The organism is Pseudomonas sp. MIL9 (assembly GCF_016887925.1).
GTDB lineage: Bacteria > Pseudomonadota > Gammaproteobacteria > Pseudomonadales > Pseudomonadaceae > Aquipseudomonas > Aquipseudomonas mohnii.
The window spans coordinates 40,798-66,303 of sequence record NZ_JAFEHE010000001.1; the positions used below are offsets into that span (position 1 = coordinate 40,798).

The 25,506-nt window shown below is 61.4% G+C and carries 22 protein-coding genes and 2 pseudogenes; 6 read left to right on the forward strand and 18 right to left on the reverse strand.

Annotation, left to right across the window (positions count from 1 at the left end):
- Positions 1–12: 12 nt before the first annotated feature.
- Genes JQF37_RS00190 through JQF37_RS00200 form a run of 3 tightly spaced genes read right to left on the reverse strand, consistent with a single transcriptional unit; the run spans position 13 to position 1,771 of the window.
- Positions 13–570, reverse strand: coding sequence for a chalcone isomerase family protein (locus JQF37_RS00190; RefSeq protein WP_130210907.1), 558 nt, complete (start codon positions 568–570; stop codon positions 13–15).
- Complete coding sequence (locus JQF37_RS00195) at positions 557–724, reverse strand: hypothetical protein (RefSeq protein ID WP_189340486.1); 168 nt, start codon at positions 722–724, stop codon at positions 557–559. Before JQF37_RS00195 ends, JQF37_RS00190 begins: the two co-directional genes overlap by 14 nt.
- Positions 725–754: 30 nt before the next feature.
- Positions 755–1,771, reverse strand: coding sequence for a succinylglutamate desuccinylase/aspartoacylase family protein (locus JQF37_RS00200; RefSeq protein WP_130210906.1), 1,017 nt, complete (start codon positions 1,769–1,771; stop codon positions 755–757).
- Positions 1,772–1,999: 228 nt separating this feature from the next.
- Between JQF37_RS00200 and JQF37_RS00205 the strand changes: the two are divergent.
- Positions 2,000–2,428: pseudogene (locus JQF37_RS00205) on the forward strand (TetR family transcriptional regulator C-terminal domain-containing protein); the annotation flags it as partial.
- On the opposite strand, the gene JQF37_RS31225 reads toward JQF37_RS00205, so the two are convergent.
- The 5 genes from JQF37_RS31225 to JQF37_RS31655 form a co-directional block, all read right to left on the reverse strand.
- Positions 2,384–3,388, reverse strand: coding sequence for a DMT family transporter (locus JQF37_RS31225; RefSeq protein ID WP_130210904.1), 1,005 nt, complete (start codon positions 3,386–3,388; stop codon positions 2,384–2,386). The pseudogene JQF37_RS00205 and the gene JQF37_RS31225 sit on opposite strands and share 45 nt — an antisense overlap.
- The gene (locus JQF37_RS00210) at positions 3,388–4,086 is read right to left on the reverse strand and encodes an ABC transporter permease subunit (RefSeq protein WP_047538681.1); all 699 of its coding nucleotides are present in this window, start codon (positions 4,084–4,086) and stop codon (positions 3,388–3,390) included. Before JQF37_RS00210 ends, JQF37_RS31225 begins: the two co-directional genes overlap by 1 nt.
- A gap of 5 nt (positions 4,087–4,091) precedes the next feature.
- Positions 4,092–4,805 carry an ABC transporter permease subunit gene (locus tag JQF37_RS00215; protein WP_047529225.1) on the reverse strand — a complete coding sequence of 238 codons (714 nt, stop codon included), beginning with the start codon at positions 4,803–4,805 and terminating at the stop codon, positions 4,092–4,094.
- Positions 4,806–4,974: 169 nt separating this feature from the next.
- Entirely contained in the window at positions 4,975–5,757 is a 783-nt protein-coding gene (locus JQF37_RS00220; protein WP_130210903.1) for a transporter substrate-binding domain-containing protein, read from the reverse strand.
- A 24-nt stretch (positions 5,758–5,781) separates the two neighbouring features.
- Positions 5,782–7,785, reverse strand: coding sequence for an aminotransferase class I/II-fold pyridoxal phosphate-dependent enzyme (locus tag JQF37_RS31655; RefSeq protein WP_130210902.1), 2,004 nt, complete (start codon positions 7,783–7,785; stop codon positions 5,782–5,784).
- Between the two features lie 238 nt (positions 7,786–8,023).
- Between JQF37_RS31655 and JQF37_RS00230 the strand changes: the two genes are divergently transcribed.
- The 3 genes from JQF37_RS00230 to JQF37_RS00240 are packed head-to-tail and all read left to right on the forward strand — an operon-like array spanning position 8,024 to position 11,716.
- On the forward strand, positions 8,024–9,577 hold the full coding sequence (locus JQF37_RS00230; protein ID WP_204149432.1) for a TolC family protein: 1,554 nt from the start codon (positions 8,024–8,026) through the stop codon (positions 9,575–9,577).
- On the forward strand, positions 9,574–10,695 hold the full coding sequence (locus tag JQF37_RS00235) for an HlyD family secretion protein (protein ID WP_130209797.1): 1,122 nt from the start codon (positions 9,574–9,576) through the stop codon (positions 10,693–10,695). Before JQF37_RS00230 ends, JQF37_RS00235 begins: the two co-directional genes overlap by 4 nt.
- Positions 10,685–11,716: a DUF2955 domain-containing protein gene (locus JQF37_RS00240; RefSeq protein ID WP_130209799.1), complete on the forward strand. Its 1,032-nt coding sequence runs from the start codon at positions 10,685–10,687 to the stop codon at positions 11,714–11,716. The genes JQF37_RS00235 and JQF37_RS00240 overlap by 11 nt, the downstream gene beginning before the upstream one ends.
- Positions 11,717–11,800: 84 nt before the next feature.
- Here the strand turns inward: JQF37_RS00240 and JQF37_RS00245 are convergent, their stop codons facing one another.
- Positions 11,801–12,253, reverse strand: coding sequence for a YMGG-like glycine zipper-containing protein (locus tag JQF37_RS00245; RefSeq protein ID WP_130209801.1), 453 nt, complete (start codon positions 12,251–12,253; stop codon positions 11,801–11,803).
- Positions 12,254–12,536: 283 nt separating this feature from the next.
- Here JQF37_RS00245 and JQF37_RS00250 point away from each other — a divergent pair, with 283 nt between their 5' ends.
- Entirely contained in the window at positions 12,537–13,493 is a 957-nt protein-coding gene (locus JQF37_RS00250; RefSeq protein ID WP_130209803.1) for an RHS repeat-associated core domain-containing protein, read from the forward strand.
- 86 nt (positions 13,494–13,579) lie between these two features.
- On the opposite strand, the pseudogene JQF37_RS00255 reads toward JQF37_RS00250, so the two are convergent.
- Positions 13,580–13,777 (reverse strand): annotated as a pseudogene (locus tag JQF37_RS00255) (flavodoxin family protein); the annotation flags it as partial.
- Positions 13,778–14,039: 262 nt separating this feature from the next.
- Here JQF37_RS00255 and JQF37_RS00260 point away from each other — a divergent pair.
- On the forward strand, positions 14,040–15,152 hold the full coding sequence (locus JQF37_RS00260; RefSeq protein ID WP_130209805.1) for an RHS repeat-associated core domain-containing protein: 1,113 nt from the start codon (positions 14,040–14,042) through the stop codon (positions 15,150–15,152).
- Between the two features lie 73 nt (positions 15,153–15,225).
- Here the strand turns inward: JQF37_RS00260 and JQF37_RS00265 are convergent, their stop codons facing one another.
- The 8 genes from JQF37_RS00265 to JQF37_RS00300 form a co-directional block, all read right to left on the reverse strand.
- Positions 15,226–15,948 (reverse strand): NAD(P)H-dependent oxidoreductase, encoded by a 723-nt coding sequence (locus JQF37_RS00265; protein WP_130209807.1) that lies wholly within the window; start codon positions 15,946–15,948, stop codon positions 15,226–15,228.
- A gap of 9 nt (positions 15,949–15,957) precedes the next feature.
- Positions 15,958–17,604, reverse strand: coding sequence for an ABC transporter ATP-binding protein (locus JQF37_RS00270; RefSeq protein ID WP_130209809.1), 1,647 nt, complete (start codon positions 17,602–17,604; stop codon positions 15,958–15,960).
- 2 nt (positions 17,605–17,606) lie between these two features.
- Positions 17,607–18,434 carry an ABC transporter permease gene (locus tag JQF37_RS00275; protein WP_130209811.1) on the reverse strand — a complete coding sequence of 276 codons (828 nt, stop codon included), beginning with the start codon at positions 18,432–18,434 and terminating at the stop codon, positions 17,607–17,609.
- A gap of 3 nt (positions 18,435–18,437) precedes the next feature.
- Positions 18,438–19,397 carry an ABC transporter permease gene (locus JQF37_RS00280; RefSeq protein ID WP_130209813.1) on the reverse strand — a complete coding sequence of 320 codons (960 nt, stop codon included), beginning with the start codon at positions 19,395–19,397 and terminating at the stop codon, positions 18,438–18,440.
- A 160-nt stretch (positions 19,398–19,557) separates the two neighbouring features.
- Complete coding sequence (locus JQF37_RS00285) at positions 19,558–21,159, reverse strand: ABC transporter substrate-binding protein (protein WP_130209815.1); 1,602 nt, start codon at positions 21,157–21,159, stop codon at positions 19,558–19,560.
- Between the two features lie 101 nt (positions 21,160–21,260).
- Positions 21,261–22,676, reverse strand: a complete 1,416-nt coding sequence (locus JQF37_RS00290) for an aldehyde dehydrogenase family protein (RefSeq protein WP_130209817.1) — start codon at positions 22,674–22,676, stop codon at positions 21,261–21,263.
- Positions 22,669–23,859, reverse strand: coding sequence for a pyridoxal phosphate-dependent aminotransferase (locus JQF37_RS00295; RefSeq protein ID WP_130209819.1), 1,191 nt, complete (start codon positions 23,857–23,859; stop codon positions 22,669–22,671). The genes JQF37_RS00290 and JQF37_RS00295 overlap by 8 nt, the downstream gene beginning before the upstream one ends.
- Before the next feature lie 30 nt (positions 23,860–23,889).
- The gene (locus JQF37_RS00300; protein ID WP_130209821.1) at positions 23,890–25,497 is read right to left on the reverse strand and encodes a 5-guanidino-2-oxopentanoate decarboxylase; all 1,608 of its coding nucleotides are present in this window, start codon (positions 25,495–25,497) and stop codon (positions 23,890–23,892) included.
- Between the last annotated feature and the right edge of the window lie 9 nt (positions 25,498–25,506).

Sequence of the window (25,506 nt, forward strand, 5' to 3'; positions counted from 1 at the left end):
TTCAGAACGCGCCTATTCAGCAGGACCGCCCAGCCCCAGCAGGCGTTGGCGCAATTGTGGATCTCGCGCCCGCGGGTCGAGCCAGATGTCGAAAAACGCACGGGCGAATCGGGCATCAGGCACTCGCCGGTGAAGCTGGTCGTCGACGTAGAAGGTGCAGCCTTTGCCGGGCAGGTAGACCCCGGTAATGCGCATGCCCGGCTGAACATCAACGAAGGCTTCACGCATTTCAGCGGACCACCGTTGCAGGGTGGCATCGTCCAGACTTACCCCGCCCAGGCGACGCATTTCATCCAGGCTGGCCTCAACCAGCGTGTCCCTTGACAGTGCACGGCGATACGTCAGTTCGAGCGCGAAGGGCTGGCCCCACGCCGGCGGCGCCTCGGAGCTCCACAAGCGCGCGGTGTACAGGCTCATGCCGAACCAGGTGAAATCGCCCCGGCCGACCAGGCGCGCCTCGGGGACGGATGGGCGCCAGTCCGCCGAGGCCGGTACCGAGAGAATCAGCAACAGCAGACAAGCCTTCGACAGGCGATGTTTGAAAATGCGTCTTGCGTCAGCCACGTTCATCAGCGCCTCCTGCTTGCAGCTCAATATTGTACAAGAATAGCTGTTTGTATAGCTTTATGCCGAGCAGCGGCAAAACTTGTACAACGTTTGCGGTGAACGCCTCTCCAATGCAGGTGAGTTTTGACTTTCCGCGATAGACCTGGAGGTTTTCCATGGCGACGCGCGCCAGGCAGTTTCGTCTGGCTCAGTTCGGGTCCAGCAAGCCGCCATTCCAGTTGCGCGACACCCGGCTCCCGGTAAATTTGGCCACGCCCATGCCCTGGGCAATCAAACGATCGCGAAAGCGGGTGACCAGCCGCCCCGTTTGCTCGGCATACAGCACCACTTCCGATGACGGATCACCCGGCCGGCGCAGAATCCGTGCAAAGCGCTGTCCCTCTTCGACGATATCGCCCAGCTCCTTTTCAAAGATCAACACCCCCGGCTGCGGTGCAATGATGGTTTCCATGTGGCCCATTTCCACCGCTTCGACAGGCCAGTCAGGGGGTGTTCGTGCCTCATCGATCACCCCATAACCGCACAGCCACGTGTACAGGCCCTCGGCATCCTGCTCGGCGAATCGATCGTTGACGTCGCCCTGCCCTCGCAACTCCAGGGTCGCGGCCATGCGCTGGTCGGTCCTGCCTTCGCTCAGCCACGGGGCAATGATGGTTTCTTCGAACGAACCGCCGCCGCCCTCATCCCAGATGATCGCGACGTCCATTTTCATCGCCGCCGCCAACGCGCGACCACGGGGCCAGAAACTGCGATGAACGTAGACGTAGGGCAACGCTTCGTCGTCGGTGTGCAGGTCGAGCATCACGTCGGCGGGAGCCGCCAGCTGCACCAGTTTTTTCTGCCATTGCTGGACATTGGTCATCGAGCGCTCCATCGCCGCCGACTGGTCGAACCCCCGGTTGAAGTTATGCTCGGTGGCGTCGTGGTAACGCCCCAGAATCCGCCCCTGGCGAAACTGCCCGATGCCCAGCGGATTGGCCTGCGGCACCACGGTCACGCTGCCCTTCAGCCGACCTTCGGCCTCGGCGAGCCGCAGGCGCTGCATCAACAGATGCAGGACCAGCATCCCGGCGATTTCGTCGGCATGCACACCGGCCTGCAAATGCACCTTCGGCCCGCGACCATCGGCCTCGAAACGCCAGGCACCGACCTGCACCGGTTCGCCGTTGTTATTGCGAACGTTGAACGAAACATCCTGCACCATGCGCTTGCCCTCCCCTGATGAGCGTTAACAATCGAGGTATTGCCGCTGTCGAAGCTGGAGATTGAACACACGTTCAACTAAGCTCGCCAACGTGGAACCACTGCCAAGGAATCTTCTGTGACCACCACCGTCCCGAAAAACCGCCGCGCCGAGCCTGACGAGCGCCGCGAACTGTTGGTTGCCGCTACCCTGCGTTGCCTGGGCCGCGACGGTCATGCCGGGATTTCGGTGAGGCGCATCGCCACCGAGGCCGGGGTGTCCGTCGGTTTGCTCAATCATCATTTCGGCAGCATCGATGCGCTGATTGCCGACACCTATCAGAAACTGGCGAGCGAACTCACCACGGCACTGCTCCAGGAAATCGAGCAGGCCGGCACACCCGCGCAAAAGATGGATGCGTTTCTCGTCGGCTCGTTTTCACCCAGGGTCATGGACCCGAAACTGTTGGGCGTCTGGGTGGTGTTCTGGAGCCTGATCCGCCACTCCGAACACGTCAGCCAGTCCCACGCCAAAACCTACGGCGCCTACCTTGATCTGCTTTGCCAATTGCTCGACGGCATGGCCGACAGCGAAGGCTTCAGGATTCACGACACGCGCCTGGCCGCCATCGGCCTATCGGCGATGCTCGACGGACTCTGGCTCGAGTGGTGCCTCAACCCCGAGACCTTCAGCGCCGCCAACGGCCTCCATATCTGTCGTTGCTGGATAAAGGGGCTGCGTCACGGAGCATTCAGCACCGACGACGTCCTGTGACGGATGCCGGCCGAAGATCATCGCCAGGGTACCGCTGACGGCGATCAACCCGGCACCGATCATCAACGACACATCCATCAGCGTGCCCCAGATCAGGCTCGACAGGGCAAACGCCCAGATCAGCCCGGTGTACTCGAACGGCGCCAGCAAGGTCGCCGTGGCGCGGCGAAAACTGGCGAACAGCAGGAACTGACCGATACCACCCACCAGCCCTGCCCCGACCATCCCCAGCCAGGCCGGTGTCGGCGCGGGGGTATAGGTCCACGGCAGCGCCACAACCATGCACAGTACAAACACCACGTTGGTGATCAGCATTTGTTCCAGCACCGAGGTCTGGCCGTCCACCTGGCGCAACTGGATATAGGTGAAGGCCCAGCACATCGCTGCCAGCAGCGTCAGCACAACCGGCACCGGTTCGCTCATGTTGTCCGGGCGGCAAGCAATGATCACGCCGGCAAAGCCGATGATCAGGCTGAACCACTGCCAGGCACTGGCGCGCTCCTTGAGAATCACCGTTGCCAGCACCGTGACCATGATCGGCGCGGAAAAATACAGGGTGGTCATTTCCGCCAGGGTCAGGTCCCTGGCCGCCGTGTAGTACAGCAGCCAGGCCACGATCGACAACAGGCCGCGCACCACCAGCAAGCGTCGGCTCGGTGAGTGCCAGGCCCGCAGGACCAGACGCATGCGTCCCGCGGCCAACACCACGGCGACCACCACCAGGGCGCGCCAGAACAGAATGGTCACCACCGAATAGTCAGCCACCAGCCACTTGATGGCCGCGTCCTGCAACGTCAGGAACGCGTAGCCCAAGGTGCACAGACCAATGCCCTGCAGCGAACGGTCAACCCGTGGCGAACTCATCAGGCTGACCTGCGCACGGGCGTGCCGCGCCGCTCGGCAAAGGCAAACAGCGCCTCGATCAGGAACGTCAGGCAGACATACACGCCGGCCACCAGCAACAGCGGCTCATAGACTTGCAGGGTCTGCGCCCGAACCACGTTGGCCGCGCCCAGCAAGTCGATCACCGCAATGGTCGAGGCCAGCGCCGTGGACTTGAGCAGCATCACGGTTTCCCCGGCCAGCGTCGGCAACAGCAGGCGCAACGCCCGTGGCAAGCGCACCCGCAACAAGGACTGACGCGGGGTCATGCCAAACGCCGAAGCCGCTTCCATCTCCCCCTTGGGCACCGCCAGCAGGCCACCACGAATGACTTCACCCACGTAAGCGCCCACCGACACCACCAGGGCGAACACGATGTACCAGTAACCATCGCGCAGGTAGGGCCAGAGAAAACTGCCACGGATCAGCGGGAACTGCGCAAACAGACTGCCGAGGCCGTAATAGAAGATGTAGATCTGGATCAACAGCGGCGTGCCGCGCGTGACGCTGGTATAGAACAGGCTGACCTTGGCGATCACCCTGTTTTTCGAGATCCGGGCCAGCGCCACCAACACGGCCAGCGCGTAACCGAACACGCTGGAAACCAGCAGGATGGTGATGGTCGTTTGCAGCCCCCGGCCCAACAGCGCCGCGTATTCAACTGTCCACGCTGGAATCATGTCATTCACTCAGCCAATGGCATCCAGCGACGAATGCGTCGCTCGAGCCGTCCCGACAGGTAGTTGGACACCAGCGTCACCGCGTAATACAACGCGGCGGCCGTGAGGTAGAACAACAGATAGTGACGCGTCGAACCCGCGCCTTGTTTGGCGGTGTAGAGCAACTCGTTGGTGCCGACCACGCTGATCAGCGCACTGTCCTTGATCAGGTTGATCCACAGGTTGGCCATCCCCGCCATCGCATACGGCGCCATGATCGGCAGCGTGACGCGACGAAACAGTCCGAAGCCGTGCAGGCCGAAAGCCTTCGCCGATTCGATCTGACCGTAGGGGATCGCCTGGATCGCCGCCCGGAAAATCTCCGAGGCGTAAGCCCCCTGCACGAGCCCCAGCACCAGGATCGCCGCCAGTGGACCGCTCAGGTTCACCGCGTCGTAACCGAGCCGGGCCATCAGCGAATTGAGCAACATGGACCCGACGTAGTACAGGAGCAGAATCAGCAACAACTCCGGCACCGCCCGGAACAGCGTGGTATAGACCCGCGCCACGGCGGCAATCGGCTTGGGCGCGCCCAGCTTGAGGCAGGCCACGACCAGGCCGATCGCCAGTCCGACCACAAAAGCCCCCGCCGAAATCTGCAGGGTCATCCAGAGTCCCTTGAGCAGCGCCCCGCCCCACCCTTGTTCGGTGAAATTGATCAAATCGAACATTGCTGGCATTTCACTCTCCAGTCATGGCCGCGACAGCACCGCCGGCCCCTGTGGGAGCGAGCTTGCTCGCGATGAGGGCATAACAGTCAACATCATGGGTGACTGAACCACCGCTATCGCGAGCAAGCTCGCTCCCACAGGGATTCCATTTGCCACAGGTTCTGCGTTTGGCTTTGCGTCAGAACGTCGGTTTCACGCTGGTACCGAAGTAGCTTTGGGAGAGGTCGTCGTAGTCCTTGCTCGCCAGCAGGGTCTTGATCGCCGTGTCGAGTTTGGCCTTCAGTTCGGTGTCGTCCTTGCGCAGCCCGGCGCCTACACCCTTGCCGAAGATCGGGTCGTAAGGCACCGCGCCGAGGTAGGCCAGGTTGCTGGCGTCCGGGGTCTTGACGAAGGACGCCATTGCCGTGCCGTCGGCCATCATCAGGTCGATACGCCCGGCGATCAGGTCGGCGTTGGCCGAGTCCTGGGTGTCGTAATACTTCACATCGGCGATTTTTTCGTAGTAGGTCTTCAGGTAGCTGGCGCTGACGGTCGAGTTCTGTACGCCGATGGTCTTGCCCTTGAGGTCATCCGGGTATTTGGTCACGGAAGTGCCCTTCGGCCCGACCAGCGCGACAACCGAGTCGTAATAGGCCTTGCTGAAGGCGATCTGTTTTTCCCGCTCCTCGGTCACCGACATCGAAGAGAAAATCACGTCGATCTTCTTCGCCAGCAGCGACGGAATGATCCCGTCCCACGCCACTTCCTTGATCTCGCATTGCGCTTTCATTTCGCTGCACAGCTTGTGGATCAGATCGACCTCAAAGCCCTTCCACTCACCGTTGGCCTGTTTCTCGGTGTACGGCGGATAGGGTTCGGCGGCGACCGCGAACCTGATGGGCTGCGCTTGTGCCGCGCTCATGCCCGCCAGCAATACGCAGGCCGCGCCGGTCAACCAGTGTGCAAAACGTCGATTTCCCATGATGTATTCCCGTCTTTTTATGTGTTAGCGAGTTTGATGAGCGTTGACGAATTGTCGGCAGCGCTCGCTGCGTGGGTGTACGAACACTTCGTCCGGCGAACCGGTTTCCTCGATCAGTCCTTGATGCAGAAAGGCGACTTTGGAAGAGACATCGCGTGCAAAGGCCATTTCATGAGTCACCAGGATCATGGTCCGGCCTTCTTCGGCGAGAGAGCGGATCACCCGCAGCACTTCCCCGACCAGTTCCGGGTCGAGTGCCGAGGTGGGTTCATCGAACAGCATGACCTTGGGCCGCATGGCCAGGGCCCGGGCGATGGCCACCCGTTGTTGCTGTCCCCCGGAGAGAAACGCCGGGTACTCGTTGCGCTTGGCCGCCAGCCCTACGCGTTCGAGCAAGGCTTCGGCCCGTTCAGTGGCCTCGGCCCGGCTTTCACGCAGGACCTGGGTCGGCGCTTCGATCAGGTTTTCCAGCACCGTGCGATGGGGCCAGAGATTGAAGTTCTGGAACACCATGCCCAGGCTGGACCTGATGCGCACAAGCTGCCTGGCATCGGACACCAGGGGCGTGCCGGGCCGCGTGTGGTTCAGGTGGATGCTTTCGCCATCCACCAGAATCCGCCCCTGATCCGGCACTTCGAGCATGTTGATGCAGCGCAGCAAGGTACTTTTGCCCGAGCCGCTGGCCCCGATCAGGGAGATCACCTCGCCCTCGCGGGCCGTCAGGGATACGCCCTTGAGCACCTCGATGTTGCCGAAGCGTTTGTGCAGTTGTTCGACCTGGATCATGGTGCGGCCCGCGACCGGTTCGACCACCGCCGAAGGGGTCTCGCGGCTGATGATCGGCCGGGGCGCCTCACCCTTGAGCACCAGGACAAAATCGCGAATCCGCTGGCAGGCCTCCGCCAGGCGGTCTTCACCGAGGGTGAACGACAGCCGCACAAAACCTTGTGCCGGTTCGCCAAAGGCCGCGGCATCCAGTACCGATACCCGCGCCTCGCGCAACAGGCGCCAGGCGAACTCCAGCGACGTCAGGCCGGTGGCGCGTACATCCAGCAACACGAACATGCCGGCGTCGGGTTTGAGTACTTCGATCCCCGGGCAATCCGATAACCCCGCCACCACCAGATCACGACGACGGAGATAAATGTCGCGCATGCCGTGGGTCACTTCGTCGTGGGCCTGCACGGCCTTGAGCGCGGCTTCCATGACAAACCCCGGCAAGCCGTAGTTCATGCTCAGCACCAGGGTTTCGGCATGCGCCACCAGCGCGGGATCGGCAACGATCCAGCCGATGCGCCAGCCGGTCATGGCATGGGACTTCGACAGGCTGCCGATCACCACGCACCGCTCGGCCATGCCCGGCAACGCGGCCAGGCTCAGGTGCTCGCGCTCGAATGTCAGGCTCTCATAGACCTCATCCACCACGACCCACAGGTCATGGGCGATGGCCAGGTCGGCGATCGCTTGCAACTCTTCGCGGTTGAGCACTACGCCAGTGGGGTTGTTGGGGTTGGAAAAGAAAATCGCCTTGGTGCGCGGGGTAATGGCCTTGGCCAGCACCGCCGCGTCAAGGCGGAAATCGTCGCCCGCCGAACAGGGCGCCCGCACCAGCGTGGCGCCGGAGGCCTTGAGGGTGGCTTCGTAGGTCACGTACATCGGATCGAGGGCGATCACCTCGTCGCCGGCACTGAGCAGGCACATCGAGGCAACGAACAGAGCATTTTGCGCACCGGCCACGGTAATCACGTTTGACGCTTGCAGCTCACGGTCGAACAGCTTGCCATAGCGTGCGGCGATGGCTTCGCGCAACGCCTGGCGACCGGCAATTTCGGTGTAGTGGGTATCACCTTCGCGCAGCGCCTGGATGGCGGCGTCAGTGATGAAATCAGGGGTGGGGAAATCCGGGTCGCCGACACTGAGGATGATCACATCCTCGCCGCAACGCCGTGCTTCAAACGCCGCATTGTGAATATCCCAGGCAGCAACACCTTGACCTGAGATCCGCTCAACAAAGGGTGAAAACCGCATGCCAGTGCCTCGTTCGAAATGAAGAAACGCAAGCCCGCAACCAGCCGGGAGAGAAGGTCGAACGAACATAGCCCAAGCTGAACACTCGTTCAACAGAATACTGATCAAGGTTCGCGTTCAGCGTAAACAGGTCGTTTTTGCGACAGTCGCGGCGTTTTTGCGTATAGGCCTAACCGGGCATGCAGAAGGCAGCCGGGCGACTATGCTCCTGTGAAGTTCCCCGGTCGGAAAACAACCAATGCAATCAGGTGCTTCCCTGCTGACGCGACCCGCCCGGCTATTGCTCTGCGGCGTGCTCGCTCTCGGCGGTTGCGTACGGCTGGGACCGGACTTTCAACCGCCGGGCGAGGCCTGGGTCGATCACTGGAACACGCCGGCGATCGAACACGCCAGCCAGCGCACCCTGCAACCGGACATCCGCCAGTGGTGGCAAGTCTTCGCCGACCCGGTGCTCGACCAGTTGATCGCCGCAGCGGATGCGCACAATTCCAGCCTGAAGATCGCCGGCCTGCGGGTGATGGAAGCTCGCGCGCAGTTAGGCATCGCCCAGAGCGGACGCTACCCGCAACTGCAACAGGTCGCCGCCGACAGCGTGTACGTCGACCGCCATCAATCCGGGGGCAACAACCCGGTCGACAGCCAGTTCTGGCAGCACAGCGCCGGCTTCGACATCGGTTGGGAACTGGATTTCTGGGGCCGTTTCAGCCGGGCCATCGAGTCTTCCGATGCCAGCTACTTCGCCGCCGAGGCCAACTATGAAGACGGCCTGGTGCTGCTGCGCGCACAAGTGGCGGACACCTACTTCGTCCTGCGCACCACCGAAGCGCGCTTGCGCGTGGCCAGGGAAAACGCGAAACAGCAACTACGCAACTACGAGATCACCGAAAGACTGTTCAAAAGCGGCCAGACTGCCGAACTCGACCTGCAGGGGGCCAAGACCCAATACCTCGCCACCTTGAGCACCATCCCCGGCCTGGAAGACCAGTTATCGCGCACCCGCAATGCCTTGACCGTGTTGATCGGGCAACCACCCGGTGCACTGCCACTGGTCGTCCAGAGCACCGGGTTGATTCCGTTGGTGGACCGTGCCGTGTTGCAGGACGTGCCGGCCAATCTGCTGTTGCGCCGCCCGGACGTGCGTGCCGCCGAACTGAATGTTGCCGCGCAGTCCGCATTGATTGGCGTGGCCGAAAGCGATTTCTACCCGTCCCTGTCGTTGCTGGGCAGCATCGTCTGGTCGACCGATACCTTGAGCGGTACGTCGCGCAGTTTTGATCTGATCGGCGGGCCCAGCCTGCGCTGGAACGTGTTCGACCATGGCCGTATCAGCAACAACGTGCGGGTCCAGGATGCGCGCTTGCAGCAATTGATCGAGGCCTACCGCGACAAAGTTCGCCAGGCGGCTCGCGAAGCGGATGATGCCGCCAACGGCTTGACCTACGCGTTGCAGCGCGAACGCATCCTGCGCGAGGCCGAAGGCGCGGCCAAACGCTCGCTGGACCTGGCCGTCATCCTGTACCGCGAAGGTTATTCGGATTTCCAGCGCGTGCTCGATGCCCAGCGTGCGCTGCTCGAACTGCAGGACAGCTACCTGCTCAGTCGAGGCGACGCGGTGAGTAATGTGATTGCCCTGTACAAGGCCATGGGCGGCGGCTGGTACAGCGCCCAGCCCAGGGTCGACGCAGCCACGCGCCAACAGATGGAACAACGCACCGACTGGGGCGACCTGCTGAACGAGCCCCCGGCCGCGCAGCCCGCCTCCCCCCTTGCCCAACCAGGTAAACAGCCATGAGTGAAGCCGCCTCCACCCCGCCGCCAGCGGAACCCGCCGCCGACCCGACGAAAAAAGGCGTGAAATGGGTGTTACTGCTGATTGTCGTGAGCCTGGCCTGGTACCTGCTGGCTGACCGATTCACGCCCTATACGCAGCAGGCACGGGTGGGCGCTTTTGTCATTCCGGTGGCGGCGGAAGTTTCCGGCCGGGTGATCCGCGTCAACGTGCGCAACAACCAGGACGTCAAGGCCGGCGACGTGATTTTCGAGATCGACCCGCAGCCCTATCAGATCGCAGTCGATCGGGCCCGGGCGGACCTTGAATCCACCCGTCGTCAGGTCGGCGCCAGCACCGCCGGAATAGCCTCGGCACAAGCCAACTTGCGCGCGGCGCAGGCCAACGAACTCAAGGCCACGCAGGACAACCAACGGCTGGAAGGCTTGTATCGCCAGGACCCCGGAACCATTTCCGTGCGCCTGCTGGAAGTGTCCCGCGCCAACCGCGAACAGGCCGTCAGCCAGGTCGCCGCCGCCCGCGCCGAAGTGCAGCGCGCCCGCGAGCAGGAAGGCGGCAACGAGGAGTCCAACGCCCTGCTGCGCAGCGCCGCCACTGCCCTGTCGAAGGCCGAACTGGATCTGTCCAACACCCGGGTCCATGCACGCTCGGCCGGTTTGATCACCGACCTGCGCACCGACGTCGGCCAGTTCGCCGCGGCCGGGAACCCGGTGATGACCCTGATCGCGATCCACGATGTCTGGATCAGCGCCGACATGACCGAGAACAACCTCGGCCTGGTCCGCCCCGACAGCCCGGTACTGATCGCACTGGATGCGCTGCCCGGCGAAGTGTTTGCCGGGCGCGTGCGCAGTGTCGGTTATGGGGTCAGCGTCGGTCAGCCAACCGCACCCGGCAGCCTGCCCACGGTGCAGAACAGCCGTGACTGGCTGCGTCCGGCGCAGCGCTTTCCGGTGATCATCGAGTTCTCGCCGGACGCCTTGGCCATGCTCAAGGACAACCGCGCCATTCGCGCCGGCGGCCAGGCCGAGGTCATGGCCTTCCCGTCCGAGGGCAACGTCCTCAATCCCCTGGGCCGGATGTTTCTGTGGCTGATGAGCTGGCTGTCTTATGCCTACTAAGCGCTCGCCAAGGGCTCAGCGCGCGTTGCGCCTGGCCAGCGGCACCGCGCTGTGCCTGGCCGCGAGTTTCGGCCTGGCGTTGCCGATCCCGTTCCTGGCGCCGGTGCTGGGTGCCTTGCTGCTGGTCAGCCTCAATCGTCCGTTGCCGTTCAAGGCCGCCCTGGTATTGGCGGTGACCGCGATGCTGACCACCGGCATCGGCCTGCTGTTGATCCCGGTGCTGCGCTATTACGCCTTCAGCGGTGTGCTGTTGATCGGCATCGGCCTGCTCATGGTCTTTCGTTTCGGCCAACGGGGCGGCAACAACCTGGTGGTGACCTTTCTGGTGATCGGCCTGACCATGATCCCCTCGGCCGGGGTCGCCGACTTTGGCCTGGCAGCGATGGTCATCAAGGCGCTGATCTGTGGCTTGCTGCTGGCGGTGATGATCGGCGCATTCAGCCACTGGCTGTTCCCCGAACCGGAGAATGCCCCAGCGCCGCCGCCCGCCGCCGCACTGCCGGAGGCCGAGGTTGACCGGGTGGCGCTACGAGCCACCCTGATTGTGATGCCGACCTTTCTGCTGGCGCTGATCGATCCCGCCAGCTACCTGCCCATCGTCCTCAAAGCCGTCAGCCTCGGCCAGCAGAGTTCCAGCACCAACACACGCGACGCCGCGCGCGAGCTGATCGGCTCGACCTTGCTTGGCGGTCTGCTGGCGATCCTGTTCTGGAGCGCACTGAGCGTTTTCGTGCACCTGTGGATGTTCTTTCTGTGGATGCTGCTGTTCGCCCTGATCCTGGCGCGCAAGCTCTATGGCCTGAACCCGGGCCGGCTAAGCCCGGGCTTCTGGCTCAATACCCTGATCACGCTGATTATCCTGCTGGGGCAGTCGGTTCAGGACAGCCAGTTGGGCAAGGACGTGTACACCGCGTTCGCGATTCGCATGGGGCTGTTTATCGCGGTGACGCTGTATGCGTGTTTGATGGTGCATTGGCTCGATCAGCGACCGGCCACAAAAATCAGTGCGAGCCTGCACTGATCTTGTGGCCTGTACTGATCTTGAGACTCCCGGCAAGGCGGTGGTCCGACAAGCGCCCTTGCCAAAAGGTCGGTCTACACCTGCTCAGGGATTAACCTGATACCCCTTCCCCTGCAGGCAGCTGGTATAAGCGGTGGAAGTGGTCGAGGCGTTGGTTTTCTCCTGGGCTCGCCGTTCCTGGCGCTGGCGCGAACCACCGACCACGGCACCTGCGGCGGCGGTCTGTTTGGCGCGGTCCTGGCGGTAGTCCTGTTTGGTGTCCTCATCGACGCGATCATAGAACTCGTCATGCTGACGTCCACGCACCTGCGCCGCCGTGGCACCGGCGGCCGCCCCCGCCGCCGCGCCCTTGACCCGTCCACCGGAAGGCGTCGAGGTCGTCGATGTACTGCTGGCGGCAATGCTGTTGCATTCATTGATGTCGAGTTGGGTCTGTTGCGAACTCTGGCCCTTCATCGGTACTACCGTTTGTGCCCAACCCTGGGCACTGAAAACCGACAATACGACGCACAGGCCGATGGGCGACAATCTGTTCATGATGTCCTCCGGATGGGCGCGACTGGCCCTCAGAGAGTGTAGATCAGCGCTCCTCGCCCAACTGTTCCAACCCGACAGTTGAATCAAGCAAGGACCCTGCAGGAATCATCTCGCTCGACAAATGGAATGAAAAGACAGGAATAGTTCGGCTTTCGAGCAAGCTCGCTCTTACAGGTTTTGTTGTGCGGTCTGAGTCGGCCTCCTATCAGTTCTGCTAGTACCCGAATCTTTCCAAGCGCTTGATACTCAGACCCTCCCAGTCCTTGAAAGCCCGGAGCGCCAAATGTCCCATTCAAAACAGCCCTGGCTTATCCGCTATCACTATGATCCGCTGGATCAAATCACCAGCCATACCCTGTCAAGTACCCTCACTCGTCATCGCTTTTATTGCAAAAACCGACTGGCAACCGAAATACAGGGGGCAGTCGGGTACTCCATCGTGCAGCACGGCAACTTGCTGCTCGCTCAGCAACAGCACCAACACGATGTGCACGACGCCGCATTATTGGCCACTGACCTGCAACGATCTCCGTTGCATGCCCTCAAGAAAAACGCCCAACCGCAGCCTATCGCCTACTCCCCTTACGGACATCGTTCCGCTGTCAGTGAGTTGCTCGGTTTGCTGGGCTTCAATGGCGAACGTCAGGACCCTGTGACCAGGCACTATTTATTGGGCAATTACCGGGCGTTTAATCCGGTTCTGATGCGATTTAATAGCCCGGACGGTTTGAGTCCGTTCGGGAAAGGTGGGTTGAATGCGTATGCGTACTGCAAGGGAGATCCGATTAATTTCGGAGATCGTAGTGGTCGGACACCTAGTGCTTTCCTGGGGCTATTTAAAAAAATATCCCAAATGCCCGATATATTGGAGAATATAATCCAGCAACTTCCCGGAAGAGACTTGGTTAGCCTAGCTCAAACATCCAGCAAAATGAGGAACATTGTTTATAGTTCAGTAAAACAACTACCAGAAGAATTAACCGGTGTAAAATTCGTCGCGATCAAGCCTAATTCCGTTACGATCATTGGCTTCAGAAAAGGTCCATTTTTTGCCAGTGACGGTACTATTGAGAAAATAGGCAGTGGAATGACCACCGGAATATTGCCTGTTCAACTACCAATGGCCGGAATAAAAACACAAGTCTCAAGCAAAAAAATAATCATGAACGTTCCAGAGCTGGCAAACGACATTCGCTTCACTGAACCTGACAAAGTCTGGACACTCACCTCCAACCGTTGAACACACTTCTAATATCCCACTGCAACAGCAGTGGGATATTCATATAAGTGGTAACGCCTTTCGACCAACCCCGGTGCTTGTGCAGTTCAGGCATCCACGACCGTGGACTTTGCCATTGGATACAACTGCTCATCAAATTGCGAAAGCTTTGGATACACCAACGGCTGATCATCACTCAGATGTTGCAGCCGCTGCCCATAATCAACCAGAAACTGCTGACGTGCTTCATCGCTGATGTACGGCACATGCCAGGCCACGAACGGTTAAAGCACGTTAAACCCAACCTGACCTTGTGACCTGTACTGACTTTGTGGGGAGGGAGCTTGCTCCCGCTGGATTGCGCAGCAAGCCCTTCTTTTCATTCATCGTAGCGCCACTTCGCGTGCCGGCAAGGCGGTGGTACAGCAATAGTCCGGCTTTCGAGCACGCTCTTACAGGTTTTGTTGTGCGGTCTGAGTCGGCCTGACTATCAGTTCTGCTAGTACCCACCCCTTCCTCAATCCTTGATACTCAGACCCTCCAGCCCTTGAAAGCCCGGAGCGCCAAATGTCCCAATCAAAACAGCCCTGGCTTATCCGCTATCACTACGATGCGCTGGATCAAATGACCAGCCACACGGTGTCAGATACGCCGGCACGTCTGCGCTTTTATCGCAAAAACCGGCTAACCACCGAAATACAGGGGGCAGTCGGGTACTCCATCGTGCAGCACGACGACCTGTTGCTGGCGCAGCAACAGCATCAACAAAATGCGCACGACACCACCTTGCTGGCCACTGACCTGCAACGCTCGCCGCTGCATACCCTCAAGAAAAACGCCCAACCACAGCCCATCGCCTACTCCCCTTACGGACATCGCTCCATTGTGAGTGCTTTGCTCAGTTTGTCGGGTTTCAATGGCGAACGTCAGGATCCTGTGACCGGACACTATATATTGGGCAATTACCGGGCGTTTAATCCCGCGTTGATGCGGTTTAATAGTCCGGACAGTTTAAGTCCGTTTGGGAAAGGTGGGCTGAATGCGTATACGTACTGCAAGGGCGATCCGATTAACTACACAGACCCTACAGGTCACTTTACTTTTGGTCGACTCCTAAAAAATCTAGGTTTAAAGTCAACTACTTATAGCAGCACCCACACATCCAAATGGGGCGTAACCAAATACAGAAGTGGCAAAGCGTACGAAAAAATAAAAAACCTCGAACAAGAAATAATAGATACCGTAGCCAAAGCACAAATCGAAACATTTAATCAGGACAAAATAGAGGCATTGTCGCTAGATAGTCTCACCAACGGAGCGACGATAAAACTCCAGAATATTGCTTATAAAAAACTTCATTCTGGCAGCGATGCATTTCAGAACAGCAGTGATATAGCGCGCACATACAAAAGACCTCATCTTCCAGTAATGCAAAAACTAGCCGAAGCAGAACGAAGAGAGCATATCTCAATATTCAAAAAACTTGGCACTTTCAGGGGCGAATCAGAAAACTTTGAAAATACCGTAAGCTGGTTGAAGTTTCATGGGAAATATCACTTCCCAGACGACGCCCAATTTGAAAATTACGTACAGCGAATAAAATCAGTCAACCCGGACAAAGTTGTAGAAATAAGAACAGAAATAGACAGATTATCCAGCAAGTACTTCAAGCGCCGATAATTCGCGAGACTGCAAGATCAACGTACACTTAATTATCTCCCCACGCATAAAGCGTGGGGAGATAATTAAAAACTTAATCGCGTACTGCAACGTTATCGGCAAGCGGATAGAGTTTGTCATCAAACTGCGAGAGCTTTGGAAACACGAGTGGCAGGTCATCACTCAGATGCTGCAGCCGCTGGCTGTAATCCACCAGAAACTGCTGACGCGCTTCATCGCTGATGTACGGCACATGCCACGCCACAAACGGTTCCAGCACATCAAAACCAACGTAAGCCAGGGTCCCGCGCAGGATCGGCCGCAGCATGTCCTGCAACGGACCATGAATCGCGTCCTCGCCGAACATGTGTTCGCGACCACCCAAAGTCACGGTGACCAATGCCTTTTTACCGGCCAGGCCACCTTGGTCATAAAAGCGTTTGCCGCCATAACAGATGCCGGACACCAGCACCCGGTCGATCCAGCCCTTGAGGATGGCCGGGGTGGAGAACCAGAAGATCGGGAAGTTGAGGATCAGCAGGTCGGCCCACAGCAGTTTGTCCAGCTCGGCCTGGATGTCCGCCGCCAGCGACTGGCTTTTCACCCCCAGGCGTTGTTCCAGGGCATACACCAGGTATTCGGGGTTTTCCCGCGAGGAGAAGTCATCGGCGCTGGCCACCGGGTTCCAGTTCATTTTGTACAGGTCGCTGACCTGCACTTCATGGCCCTGCGCTTCAAGGGTCGCGACCGCTTGATCGCGCAAGGCCGCGGTGAAGGATTGTGGCTCTGGATGAGCGTGGACGATCAGTACTTTCATGGTGATTCCTTAGACTTTTTCCAGCGTAGGGTTTGAATTCGGGAGCGCGCGGCTGGCCAGCAAGCGGTCGAGCCAGTCGGGGTCCATTTGCGGTTCGGACGAAAACAGCAGTCCGGTGTAATCCTGGTGCGGCGGAGTGAAAATCTGGCTGCGTGAGCCGTGGTCGACCACCCTGCCCCGTTGCATCACCAGCACCTCATCGGCAATCGCGCGCACGGTGGCGACGTCGTGGGTGATGAACAGGTAGGCCACGCCCAGCTGTTGCTGAATACGATTGAGCAGTTTGAGCACGCCTTCGGCCACCAGTTGATCCAGCGCCGAGGTGACTTCGTCGCAGATGATCAACTGCGGGTCGGCCGCCAATGCCCGGGCGATGCAGATCCGTTGTTTTTGCCCACCGGACAGTTCCCGGGGCTGACGCTCCATGAAGGTGGCCGGGTCGAGTTCGATCATCTCCAGCAGCTCAACCACCCGTGCACGCATGGCCTTGCCCTTGAGCCCCAGGTAAAAGGTCAGCGGCCGACCGATGATATCGACGATGCGCTGGCGTGGGTTCAGCGCCGTGTCGGGAATCTGATAAATCATCTGTACGCGCCGCAGCTGCTCCTTGCTGCGCTGGCGAAAGTCCGCCGGCAATGGCTGGCCGTCATACAGCACCTGGCCCGAGGTCGGCGGCAGCAGACCGGTGATCAGTCGCGCGGTGGAGCTTTTGCCGCTGCCGGATTCGCCGATGACCGCCAGCGTCTGGCCACGGTACAGCTTCAGCGAAACGTCATGCAGCACCGGCTGACGACCGTAACTGGCGCAGCTGTTGCGCAGTTCCAGCAGCGGTTGCTCCTGCTGCGGACACGCCTTGGGTTCGGTGCGGAAACTGCGTACCGCCCATAACGACTTGGTGTAGTCCTCCTGCGGATCGCCGAGCATCTTGCGGGTTTCGGCTTCTTCCACCAGTTTGCCGTGGCGCAGCACCATGATGCGGTCGGCCATCTGCGCCACCACCGCCAGGTCGTGACTGATGTAGATCGCCGCGCTGCCGTAGGTTTTCACCGCATCGCGAATCGCCGCCAGCACTTCGATCTGGGTGGTGACGTCCAGCGCAGTGGTCGGCTCGTCGAAGATGATCAGGTCGGGATGGCACGCCATGGCCATCGCCGTCATCACCCGCTGCAACTGACCGCCGGAGACCTGGTGCGGATAACGCTGGCCGATCTGCTCGGGATCGGGCAGGCGTAGCACCCGATACAACTCCACCGCTTCGGTCATGGCCTGGGCACGGCTCATGCCGCCGTTTATCACGGCGGTTTCGACATGCTGATCAATCAGCCGATGGGCCGGGTTGAACGAAGCGGCCGCGCTTTGCGCGACGTAGGCAATGCGCAAGCCACGCAACTTGCGCAGGGCTTCGGGTTTGGCCTTGAGCAGGTCGATGCCGTCGAAATGCACCGAGCCGCCGGTGATTTTGCAGCCGTCACGGGTGTAGCCCATGGCCGACAGGCCGAGGGTCGACTTGCCTGCCCCCGACTCGCCGATCAGCCCCAGCACTTCGCCGCGCTGCAGGGTCAGGTCGATGCCCTTGATCAGCGGATGCCAGGCGTCTTCGTAGTGACCTTCGATGTGCAGGTTGCGGATTTCCAGCAAAGGTTTGCAGGTCGTCATGTTCAGCATTCCTTGAGGCCGCTGGATTGATGCAGCATCCAGTCGACGACGAAGTTGACGCTGACCGTGATCAACGCCACGGCCAGGGCGGGCAGCAACGGGCTAATGTCGCCAAAGGTGATCAGTACGGCGTTGTCGCGCACCATGCTGCCCCAGTCGGCGGTGGGCGGTTGAATGCCCAGGCCGAGGAATGACAGCGCACTGATGAACAAAAACACAAAGCAGAAGCGCAGGCCGAACTCGGCAATCAATGGTGCCGCCGCGTTCGGCAACACTTCCCGGGTTACCAGCCACCACAGGCCTTCACCCCGCAGGCGCGCCGCTTCGACGAAGTCCTGGACCACGACGTTCATCGCCACCGCCCGGGACAGGCGAAACACCCGGGTCGCATCCAGCAGCGCGATCACCAACACCAACGAGGTCGCCGTGGTGCCGACCACACTGAGAATCAGCAAGGCAAAAATCAGCTGCGGGATCGCCATCAGGATGTCCACCACCCGCGACAGCCCCTGATCGATCGCACCGCCCTTGATCGCCGCGACCAGACCGCTCAGGCCACCGAGCAGGAACGCCAGCACCGTGGTGAGGAAGGCAATGCCCAGGGTGTTGCGCGCGCCGTAGACCAGGCGGCTGAACATGTCGCGCCCCAGGTTATCGGTGCCCAACAGGAACTGCCCGCCCCACGGCGCGAAGCCCTCGCCCACCACCTGGGTTTCGCCGAAGGGCGCCAGCACCGGAGCGAACAGCGCCACCAGGATGTACACAACGATGACCAGCAATCCGAACTTGGCACTCAGCGGCGCCCGGACCATTTGTTTAAGCACGCTCATGGTCTACCCCTTTGGATGCATCAGACGTGGGTTGCTGGCAATCGACAGCACATCGGCGCTGGTATTGAGCAGGATGTAGGTCGCCGCGAAGATCAGGCTGCAAGCCTGCACCACCGGGATATCGCGCTTGGCCACCGAGTCCACCAGCAACTGGCCGAGGCCGGGATAGACAAACACCACTTCGACCACCACCACGCCCACCACCAGGTACGCCAGGTTCAGCGCCACCACGTTGACGATCGGTGCCAGGGCGTTGGGCAAGGCATGGCGGAAGATGATCCGCGACTGGCGGATGCCCTTGAGCCGGGCCATTTCGATGTAGGGACTGGCCAGCAGGTTGATCAGCGAAGCGCGGGTCATGCGCATCATCTGCGCGATCACCACCAGGCTCAGGGTCGCCACGGGCAGCACCGAGCGCTCCAGAATCGTGCCAAGGGACGCATCCGGCGCCAGGTTGGAAATGCTCGGGAACCAGTTGAGCTTCACCGCAAACACCAGGATCAGGATGTAGGCGACGAAGAACTCGGGAAACGACACCGCACTCAGCGCCGAGGTGTTGAGCAAACGGTCGAACCAGCTGTTGCGGTACAACGCCGCGAGCATCCCCAACAGCAATGCCAGTGGCACCGACACTATTGCCGCCAGCAGCGCCAGGCTGAAGGTGTTGCCCAGGCGTGCCCCGACCAGTTCGGCGATCGGTCGCTGGTTGGCCAGGGAGACACCGAGGTCGCCTTGCAACAGGTTCCAGATCCAGTGCCCGAAACGGGTCAGTGGCGGCATGTCCAGGCCCAGTTGCGCACGGAACGCTGCCACGGTTTCCGGGGTGGCGGATTGGCCGAGCATGGCCTGGGCGATGTCGCCCGGGAGCATGCCGACCGCGAGAAAAATGATCACTGACACCGCAAACAGCGATAACAGCCCCAATGCCAAACGCTGAAGTAGCAACCTGAAAATACTATTCACCGCGCAGTTCCTTACGAGGACCACCATTTCCAACTGTAGGAGCGAGCCTGCTCGCGATGGACGTCAACGATGACGCGGACAGTCTGAGTATCCGCGTTGCCTTGACCTTTCTCGCGAGCAGGGCTCGCTCCTACAGGGGTTCTTCATCTTTGCCGAACGCTTACGCCTGCCACCAGCGCTCGATTACGCGCAATCCATCCAGCTCACCGTAAGGCGCCGTCTGCCCGCCATGCGCGACCCGGTTGGAGCGCGCCGCCACGGAGCTGGCGAACAGCGGCACGATTGCCCCGCCGTCATCCCGACACAGCGACTGCATTTCGTTGTACATCTCGCGGCGCAGCGGGTCGTTCATCTCGCCACGGGCAGCGTTGAGCAGTTGATTGAAACGCGGGTTGTCCCAGTGGGTTTCGTTCCATGCCGCGCCCTTGGCGTAACCGATGCTGAACATGCGGTCGGCGGTCAGGCTGCTGTACCAGAACGACGTCGTGAACGGTTGCTTCATCCACACGTTGGTGAAGAAACCATCGGCCGGCTCGCGTACCACATCGATGTCGATCCCGGCCGCGCGGGCCTGCTCCTTGAACAGCACCGAGGCGTCGACGGCGCCGGTGTACGCCGCGTCCGAGGCTTGCAGACGCACCTTGAGCGAGTCCATGCCGGCCTTTTTCAGGTAGAAACGCGACTTGTCCGGATCGTAGCTGCGTTGTTCCAGCGCGGTGTTGATGAAGCGGCTGCCGGGCTGGATCGGGTGATCGTTGCCCACCAGGCCATAGCCATACAGCACCGAGGACAACAGGGTTTCACGGTTGATCGCGTGCTTCATCGCCATGCGCACGTCATTGCTCTGGAACACCGGGCTGTCGGTGAGCATCGGGAAGGTATAGTGCTGCGCACCCTTGGTTTCCTCGATGACCAGGTTCGGATTGCGCTTGAGCAGGGCCACGGTTTTCAGGTCGACTTTGTTGATCACGTCCACTTGCCCGGTGACCAACGCGTTGATTCGCGCGGCGCCGTCGCCAATGGCGATCAGTTCGGCGCTGGCGAAGTGCGCCCGTCCCGCTTTCCAGTAATCCGGGCTGCGCTCCAGGGTCATGCGCACACCCGGTTCGAAGTTCTTCAGGCGATAACCGCCGGTGCCGATACCGGCCTGCCAGTCCGGCGCGCCGTCCTTGCCCGGCATGATCACCAGATGATAATCGGCGACCACGTAGGTGAAGTCGGCGTTGCCCGAATGCAGTTCGAACACCACGCTGTCGCTGCCGTTGGCGCTGACCTTGGCCACGTCGCCCAATACGGTCTTGGCCGCCGAACTGGATTTTTCCCCGAGATGATGCTGGATCGAAGCGACTACATCGTCGGCAGTCAGGGTCTTGCCATTGTGGAAGGTCACGCCCTGGCGCAGCTTGAAGGTCCAGACCCGGGCGTCCGGGGTCGAGGTCCAGCTTTCAGCCAGTTCAGGGATCGCCGAGCCGTCGACGGCAATTTCGGTCAGGGTGTTATAGATCGCCGAGAACCCGACGAAGGTGAAGGTATCGACCCAGGAGCCAGGGTCTTTCGAGTCGGTGGTGCTGGCACCGGCCAGGCCCAGGCGCAGCACCCCTCCGGGCTTCGGCGTCGCTTCTGCCGCCATGGCGCCCAATGGCAGACCCATGGAGTACGCGCCGGCCATCGCTGCGGCCGCTGCGCTGTACTTTAAAAAGTCACGGCGCGCAAAGCTGAATTCATGGTTCGCTTGAGTAATCTTGTTTTTGTTATCGCTCATTGCATTGCCCCTGATTGAAAGCTAAGGAAATACCCGTTCAAAACCACCACGCGAAACACCGGGCCATGGCCCGGTGCGAACAACCTTTGAATCCTTTACCGTCACACCTGGATCGCCTTCACTTCGACGAATTCATTCAGTCCCTCTTCCCCCCACTCCCGTCCGTTGCCCGATTGTTTGTAGCCGCCGAACGGCGCCTGATAGTTGAAGGCCGCGCCATTGAGGAAACATTGGCCCGCCCGCAGTTGCCGGCCCAGTTGCAAGGCCCGTTCGGTGCTGCCGGCCCAGACGCCGCTGGACAGGCCGAACGGCGAGTCATTGGCAATCTGGATCGCCTGCGCTTCATCCGCATACGGAATCAGGCACAGCACCGGGCCAAAGATTTCTTCCTGGGCAATGCGCATACGGTTATCGACCTCGGCAAACAGCGTCGGGCGAACGTAATGGCCGCGCTCGAAGTCCGGCGCCGAATCACCACCGCAGAGCAACCGCGCGCCTTCGGACTGACCGAGGCGGATGTAATCCTCAACGGTGCGACGCTGCCCCGCCGAACACATCGGGCCGAGGAAGCTCTGTGGGTCGAGCGGATCGCCCATGCGCAGGCTCAGGGTCTCGGCCAGGGCCAGTTCCAGCGCTTCGGCATAACGGCTGGCCGGCAGCAACATGCGCGTCAGCGCGGTGCAGGTCTGCCCGGAGTTGATCATCACGTCCTGTACGCCATAACGCACCGCCGCCGCCAGATCGGCATCCTCGGCGATCAGCAACGGTGACTTGCCCCCCAGTTCCAGGCACACCCGCTTCACCGAAGGTGCTGCCGCTTGCGCAACGCGCACACCTGCGCCGGTGGAACCGGTGAACGACATCATGTCGACGTCCGGATGCCTGGCCAGGGCTTCGCCGACCTTGGAGCCCGGCCCGCTGACCAGGTTGAACACCCCGGCCGGCAGGCCGATGTCCTCGATCATCTGCGCCAGCAGAAACGCGTGCAGCGGCGTTTCCTGGCTTGGCTTGACCACCACCGTGCAACCGGCGGCCAAGGCCGGCGCGAGCTTGCCGACCAGTTGGTGCAGCGGGTAGTTCCACGGGTTGATGAACGCACAGACGCCAACTGCTTCACGGATCACCAGCGAGTTACCGACTTCACGCACCTCGTCCATCAAACCGGCGAGTCCGATGTATTGCTCCAGGCCAATGATCGGCCCGTCGACCTGCACCGAACGGCACCATTGCACCGGCATCCCCAGTTCAGTGGTGATCACCGCGGCCATCTCATCAGCGCGAGCCCGAAGTTGTTGGGCCAGTGCGCGGATGTAACCGGCACGCACGCTGGACGGCGTCCGCGACCAGGGCCCGAAGGCCCGACGGGCAGCGGCCACGGCGTTGTCGACATCCCGCTCATCACCCAGGGGCACGCGACCGGTGACTTCTTCGGTGGCCGGGTTGATCACCTCGGCGATGCCCTGCCCCGACGGGGTTTGCCAGCGTCCATCAATAAACAGTGCCTTGTGATCAAGCATCAACCTGAGCCTCCATCAATTCCCGGGCGCAACGGGCGATGCGCTGGCAGGCATCGCGCAACGGCGCCGTCCCCACCACCAACCCGAGGCGAATGTGTCCGGCGGCGCTCGGGCCAAAGGCTTCGCCGGCCAGCACCGATACGCCGTGGCGATCAAGCAGACGGTCGGCAAATGCCTGGGCGCTGAGGCCGGTTTCGCGGATATCGACCATCACGAACATGCCGCCATCGGGCTTCAGCGCACGCACGCCGGGGCAATCGGCCAGGCTTTCGCACACCAGATCACGGCGTTGCCGATAGGCTTCGCGCATGGCCTCCAGTTCCGGCAAATGGCTTTCCAGTGCGACCACCGCGGCGTCCTGGATAAAGTCCGGCGAGCCGTAGAGCATGCACAGCGCCAGGTTTTCCAGGTGCGCGGACAAAGACAGCGGCGCCACCACCCAACCCACACGCCAACCGGTCATGGCATGGGATTTCGACAGGCTGTTGAGGGTCGCGGTGCGCTCGGCCATGCCCGGCAGACTCGCCGGGCTGACGTGTTCGCCGTCAAACAGCAGTTCGCTGTAGACCTCATCGGAAATCAGCCACAGATCGTGGGCGATGCACAGTTCGGCCAAGGCTTCCCAGGTGCTGCGCGGCAGGCTCGCACCCGACGGGTTGTGCGGGCTGTTCAGCGCCAGGGCACGGGTCCGTGGCGTGATGCGGGCGGCGACATCTTGCGGCAGTACGCGAAAGCCGTTTTCCGAGCGCACCGGCACCGGCACGACCTTGGCCCCGCACGCACCGAACACGGCTTCGTAGGTGACGTACATCGGCTCGGCGACGATCACTTCATCGCCGGGATTGAGCACGCACTGGGCCACGCTGAACAACGCGCACTGAGCCCCGGCCAGTACCGTGACCTGATCCGCCGACACCAGTTGACCGCTACGTTGCTGATGCCGCCTGGCGATGGCTTCACGCAGGGCACGCTTGCCGCGCACCTGCGCGTAGTGGGTGTTGCCGGACAACAGGCTGTCGATGGCGCCCTGGACGATGGGTTGCGGCGTGTCGAAATCGGGGTCGCCGACCGACAGCAGCAAGATGTCCTTGCCTTGCTCCAGCATGGCCAGCGCGCGGTAGTGAATATCCCAGGCGGCGGCGCCGTCACCGGCGATGCGTTGAGTCAGATCGGAAAAGCGCATGGCCCTATTCCCTCCACAAAAGGTTGAACATCAGCGAACGCAGGCATGCTTGAGTTCGATCAGGGTGACGCCGTTGCGATTGAAGCCGTGGCGCAAATCGGTTTGCAGTTCCGCAAGGTTCTGCGGCTGCGTCACGGTGCAGCCGAAGGCACGGCCCAGCGCGGCGAAATCCGGGTTGCGCGGCAGCACGCCGATGGGCTCGATATCCAGCCCGATCATGTCGTCGCGAATCTGCCCCAGGGCGTCGTTGTTCCACAGCAACACCACCAGCGGACTGTCCAGCTCCTCGACCGCCGTCGCCAGTTCCTGTGCGGTGTAGAGGAAACCGCCATCCCCCACCAGCACCAGGCCCGGCCGTTGCGGTGCACCGAACTTGGCGCCGATACCGGCCGGCAAGCCGTAGCCCAGGGTGCCGTAGCCGGTCGGGTGCAACCAGCTGCGGGTGGCCTCACTGGCGAAGGCGTAGTTGCCGGTGTACGCCAGTTGGGTCATGTCGGTGCTGATGAAGGCATTGGCCGGCAGTTCGGCAGCGATGCGCTGCAGAATGGCCTGATGGATCGACTGCAACGGGCCATGGCCGGCCTGGATGGCTTCACGCAATGCCGCCACTTTGCCAATCGCGGCGCTGGCATCGCGGACATCCGGTGACAGGCGTTCGAGTACGGCGGCCAGGGTCTGCTGTGCGTCACCGTGCAACGCCACGGCGCACGGGTAGAAGTCGTTGAACTTGCACGGATCGATGTCCACCCGCAGCAGTTCGGCGTTGATTGGCAGGCGTTCGCGCCAGAAATCGGTGTCGGCCATTTCCGTACCGACCGCCAGTACCACGTCGGCTTCGGCGATCAGGTTCCAGCCCGGCTCCACGCACAGCGACGAACCGGCATTCAACGGTGCGTCCGGTGGCAGCAAGCCTTTGCCGGCGACGCTGGTGAACAGCGGCGCGGCCAGTCGGGTGCTCAGTTCGGCGAGTTCTTGCGCGGCATTCAGCGCGCCCCCACCGGCGATGATCATCGGCCGTTTGGCGCCGTGCAGTCTGGCGACCGCCTCGTCCAGTGCGGTGGCCGTGGGGGTGCCGCGACCGGGGCGACGCACCACGTCATTGCTCCAGTCGCGAGCGACCGGTGCCGACAACACGTTCAGCGGCACCGAGATGTGCACCGGGCGCGGACGCTCGCTGTCAAACACCGCGTAGGCGCGGGCAATCAGTTCCGGCAGGTCTTCGGCGGTCAGGGCCACGGCCGAGAACGCGGTGATAGGCGCGGTCATGGCGCGCTGGTCCTGGCACTCGTGCAGGCTGCCCCAGCCCTTGCCGAGGCTGGCGCTGTGGTTGACGCTGGAAATCACCAGCATCGGAATCGAGTCGGCGTAGGCCTGGCCGATACCGGTGGCGGCGTTGGTCACGCCGGGACCGGTGATGATGAAGCACACGCCGGGTTTGCCGCTGACCCGGGCGTAGCCGTCGGCCATGAAACTGGCGCCCTGTTCATGCCGGGTCAGCACATGACGAATACCGCTGCCAGGCAAGCCACGGTACAGCTCCAGGGTATGGACGCCGGGAATGCCGAACACGGTGTCGACGCCATAATTGGCCAGCAGACGCACCAGCGCCTGGCCACCGGTCAAGGTTTTGCTTTGCATGTTCAGTTC

Coding starts and splice junctions, on each gene's coding strand:
- JQF37_RS00270 (WP_130209809.1), bottom strand. CDS start 17,604: ATGACGACCTGCAAACCTTTGCTGGAAATCCGCAACCTGCACATCGAA.
- JQF37_RS00275 (WP_130209811.1), bottom strand. CDS start 18,434: ATGAGCGTGCTTAAACAAATGGTCCGGGCGCCGCTGAGTGCCAAGTTC.
- JQF37_RS00290 (WP_130209817.1), bottom strand. CDS start 22,676: ATGCTTGATCACAAGGCACTGTTTATTGATGGACGCTGGCAAACCCCG.
- JQF37_RS00260 (WP_130209805.1), top strand. CDS start 14,040: ATGTCCCAATCAAAACAGCCCTGGCTTATCCGCTATCACTACGATGCG.
- JQF37_RS00235 (WP_130209797.1), top strand. CDS start 9,574: ATGAGTGAAGCCGCCTCCACCCCGCCGCCAGCGGAACCCGCCGCCGAC.
- JQF37_RS00195 (WP_189340486.1), bottom strand. CDS start 724: ATGGAAAACCTCCAGGTCTATCGCGGAAAGTCAAAACTCACCTGCATT.
- JQF37_RS00250 (WP_130209803.1), top strand. CDS start 12,537: ATGTCCCATTCAAAACAGCCCTGGCTTATCCGCTATCACTATGATCCG.
- JQF37_RS00285 (WP_130209815.1), bottom strand. CDS start 21,159: ATGAGCGATAACAAAAACAAGATTACTCAAGCGAACCATGAATTCAGC.
- JQF37_RS00300 (WP_130209821.1), bottom strand. CDS start 25,497: ATGCAAAGCAAAACCTTGACCGGTGGCCAGGCGCTGGTGCGTCTGCTG.
- JQF37_RS00230 (WP_204149432.1), top strand. CDS start 8,024: ATGCAATCAGGTGCTTCCCTGCTGACGCGACCCGCCCGGCTATTGCTC.
- JQF37_RS00265 (WP_130209807.1), bottom strand. CDS start 15,948: ATGAAAGTACTGATCGTCCACGCTCATCCAGAGCCACAATCCTTCACC.
- JQF37_RS00295 (WP_130209819.1), bottom strand. CDS start 23,859: ATGCGCTTTTCCGATCTGACTCAACGCATCGCCGGTGACGGCGCCGCC.
- JQF37_RS00245 (WP_130209801.1), bottom strand. CDS start 12,253: ATGAACAGATTGTCGCCCATCGGCCTGTGCGTCGTATTGTCGGTTTTC.
- JQF37_RS00210 (WP_047538681.1), bottom strand. CDS start 4,086: ATGATTCCAGCGTGGACAGTTGAATACGCGGCGCTGTTGGGCCGGGGG.
- JQF37_RS00215 (WP_047529225.1), bottom strand. CDS start 4,805: ATGCCAGCAATGTTCGATTTGATCAATTTCACCGAACAAGGGTGGGGC.
- JQF37_RS31655 (WP_130210902.1), bottom strand. CDS start 7,785: ATGCGGTTTTCACCCTTTGTTGAGCGGATCTCAGGTCAAGGTGTTGCT.
- JQF37_RS00220 (WP_130210903.1), bottom strand. CDS start 5,757: ATGGGAAATCGACGTTTTGCACACTGGTTGACCGGCGCGGCCTGCGTA.
- JQF37_RS31225 (WP_130210904.1), bottom strand. CDS start 3,388: ATGAGTTCGCCACGGGTTGACCGTTCGCTGCAGGGCATTGGTCTGTGC.
- JQF37_RS00200 (WP_130210906.1), bottom strand. CDS start 1,771: ATGGTGCAGGATGTTTCGTTCAACGTTCGCAATAACAACGGCGAACCG.
- JQF37_RS00240 (WP_130209799.1), top strand. CDS start 10,685: ATGCCTACTAAGCGCTCGCCAAGGGCTCAGCGCGCGTTGCGCCTGGCC.
- JQF37_RS00190 (WP_130210907.1), bottom strand. CDS start 570: ATGAACGTGGCTGACGCAAGACGCATTTTCAAACATCGCCTGTCGAAG.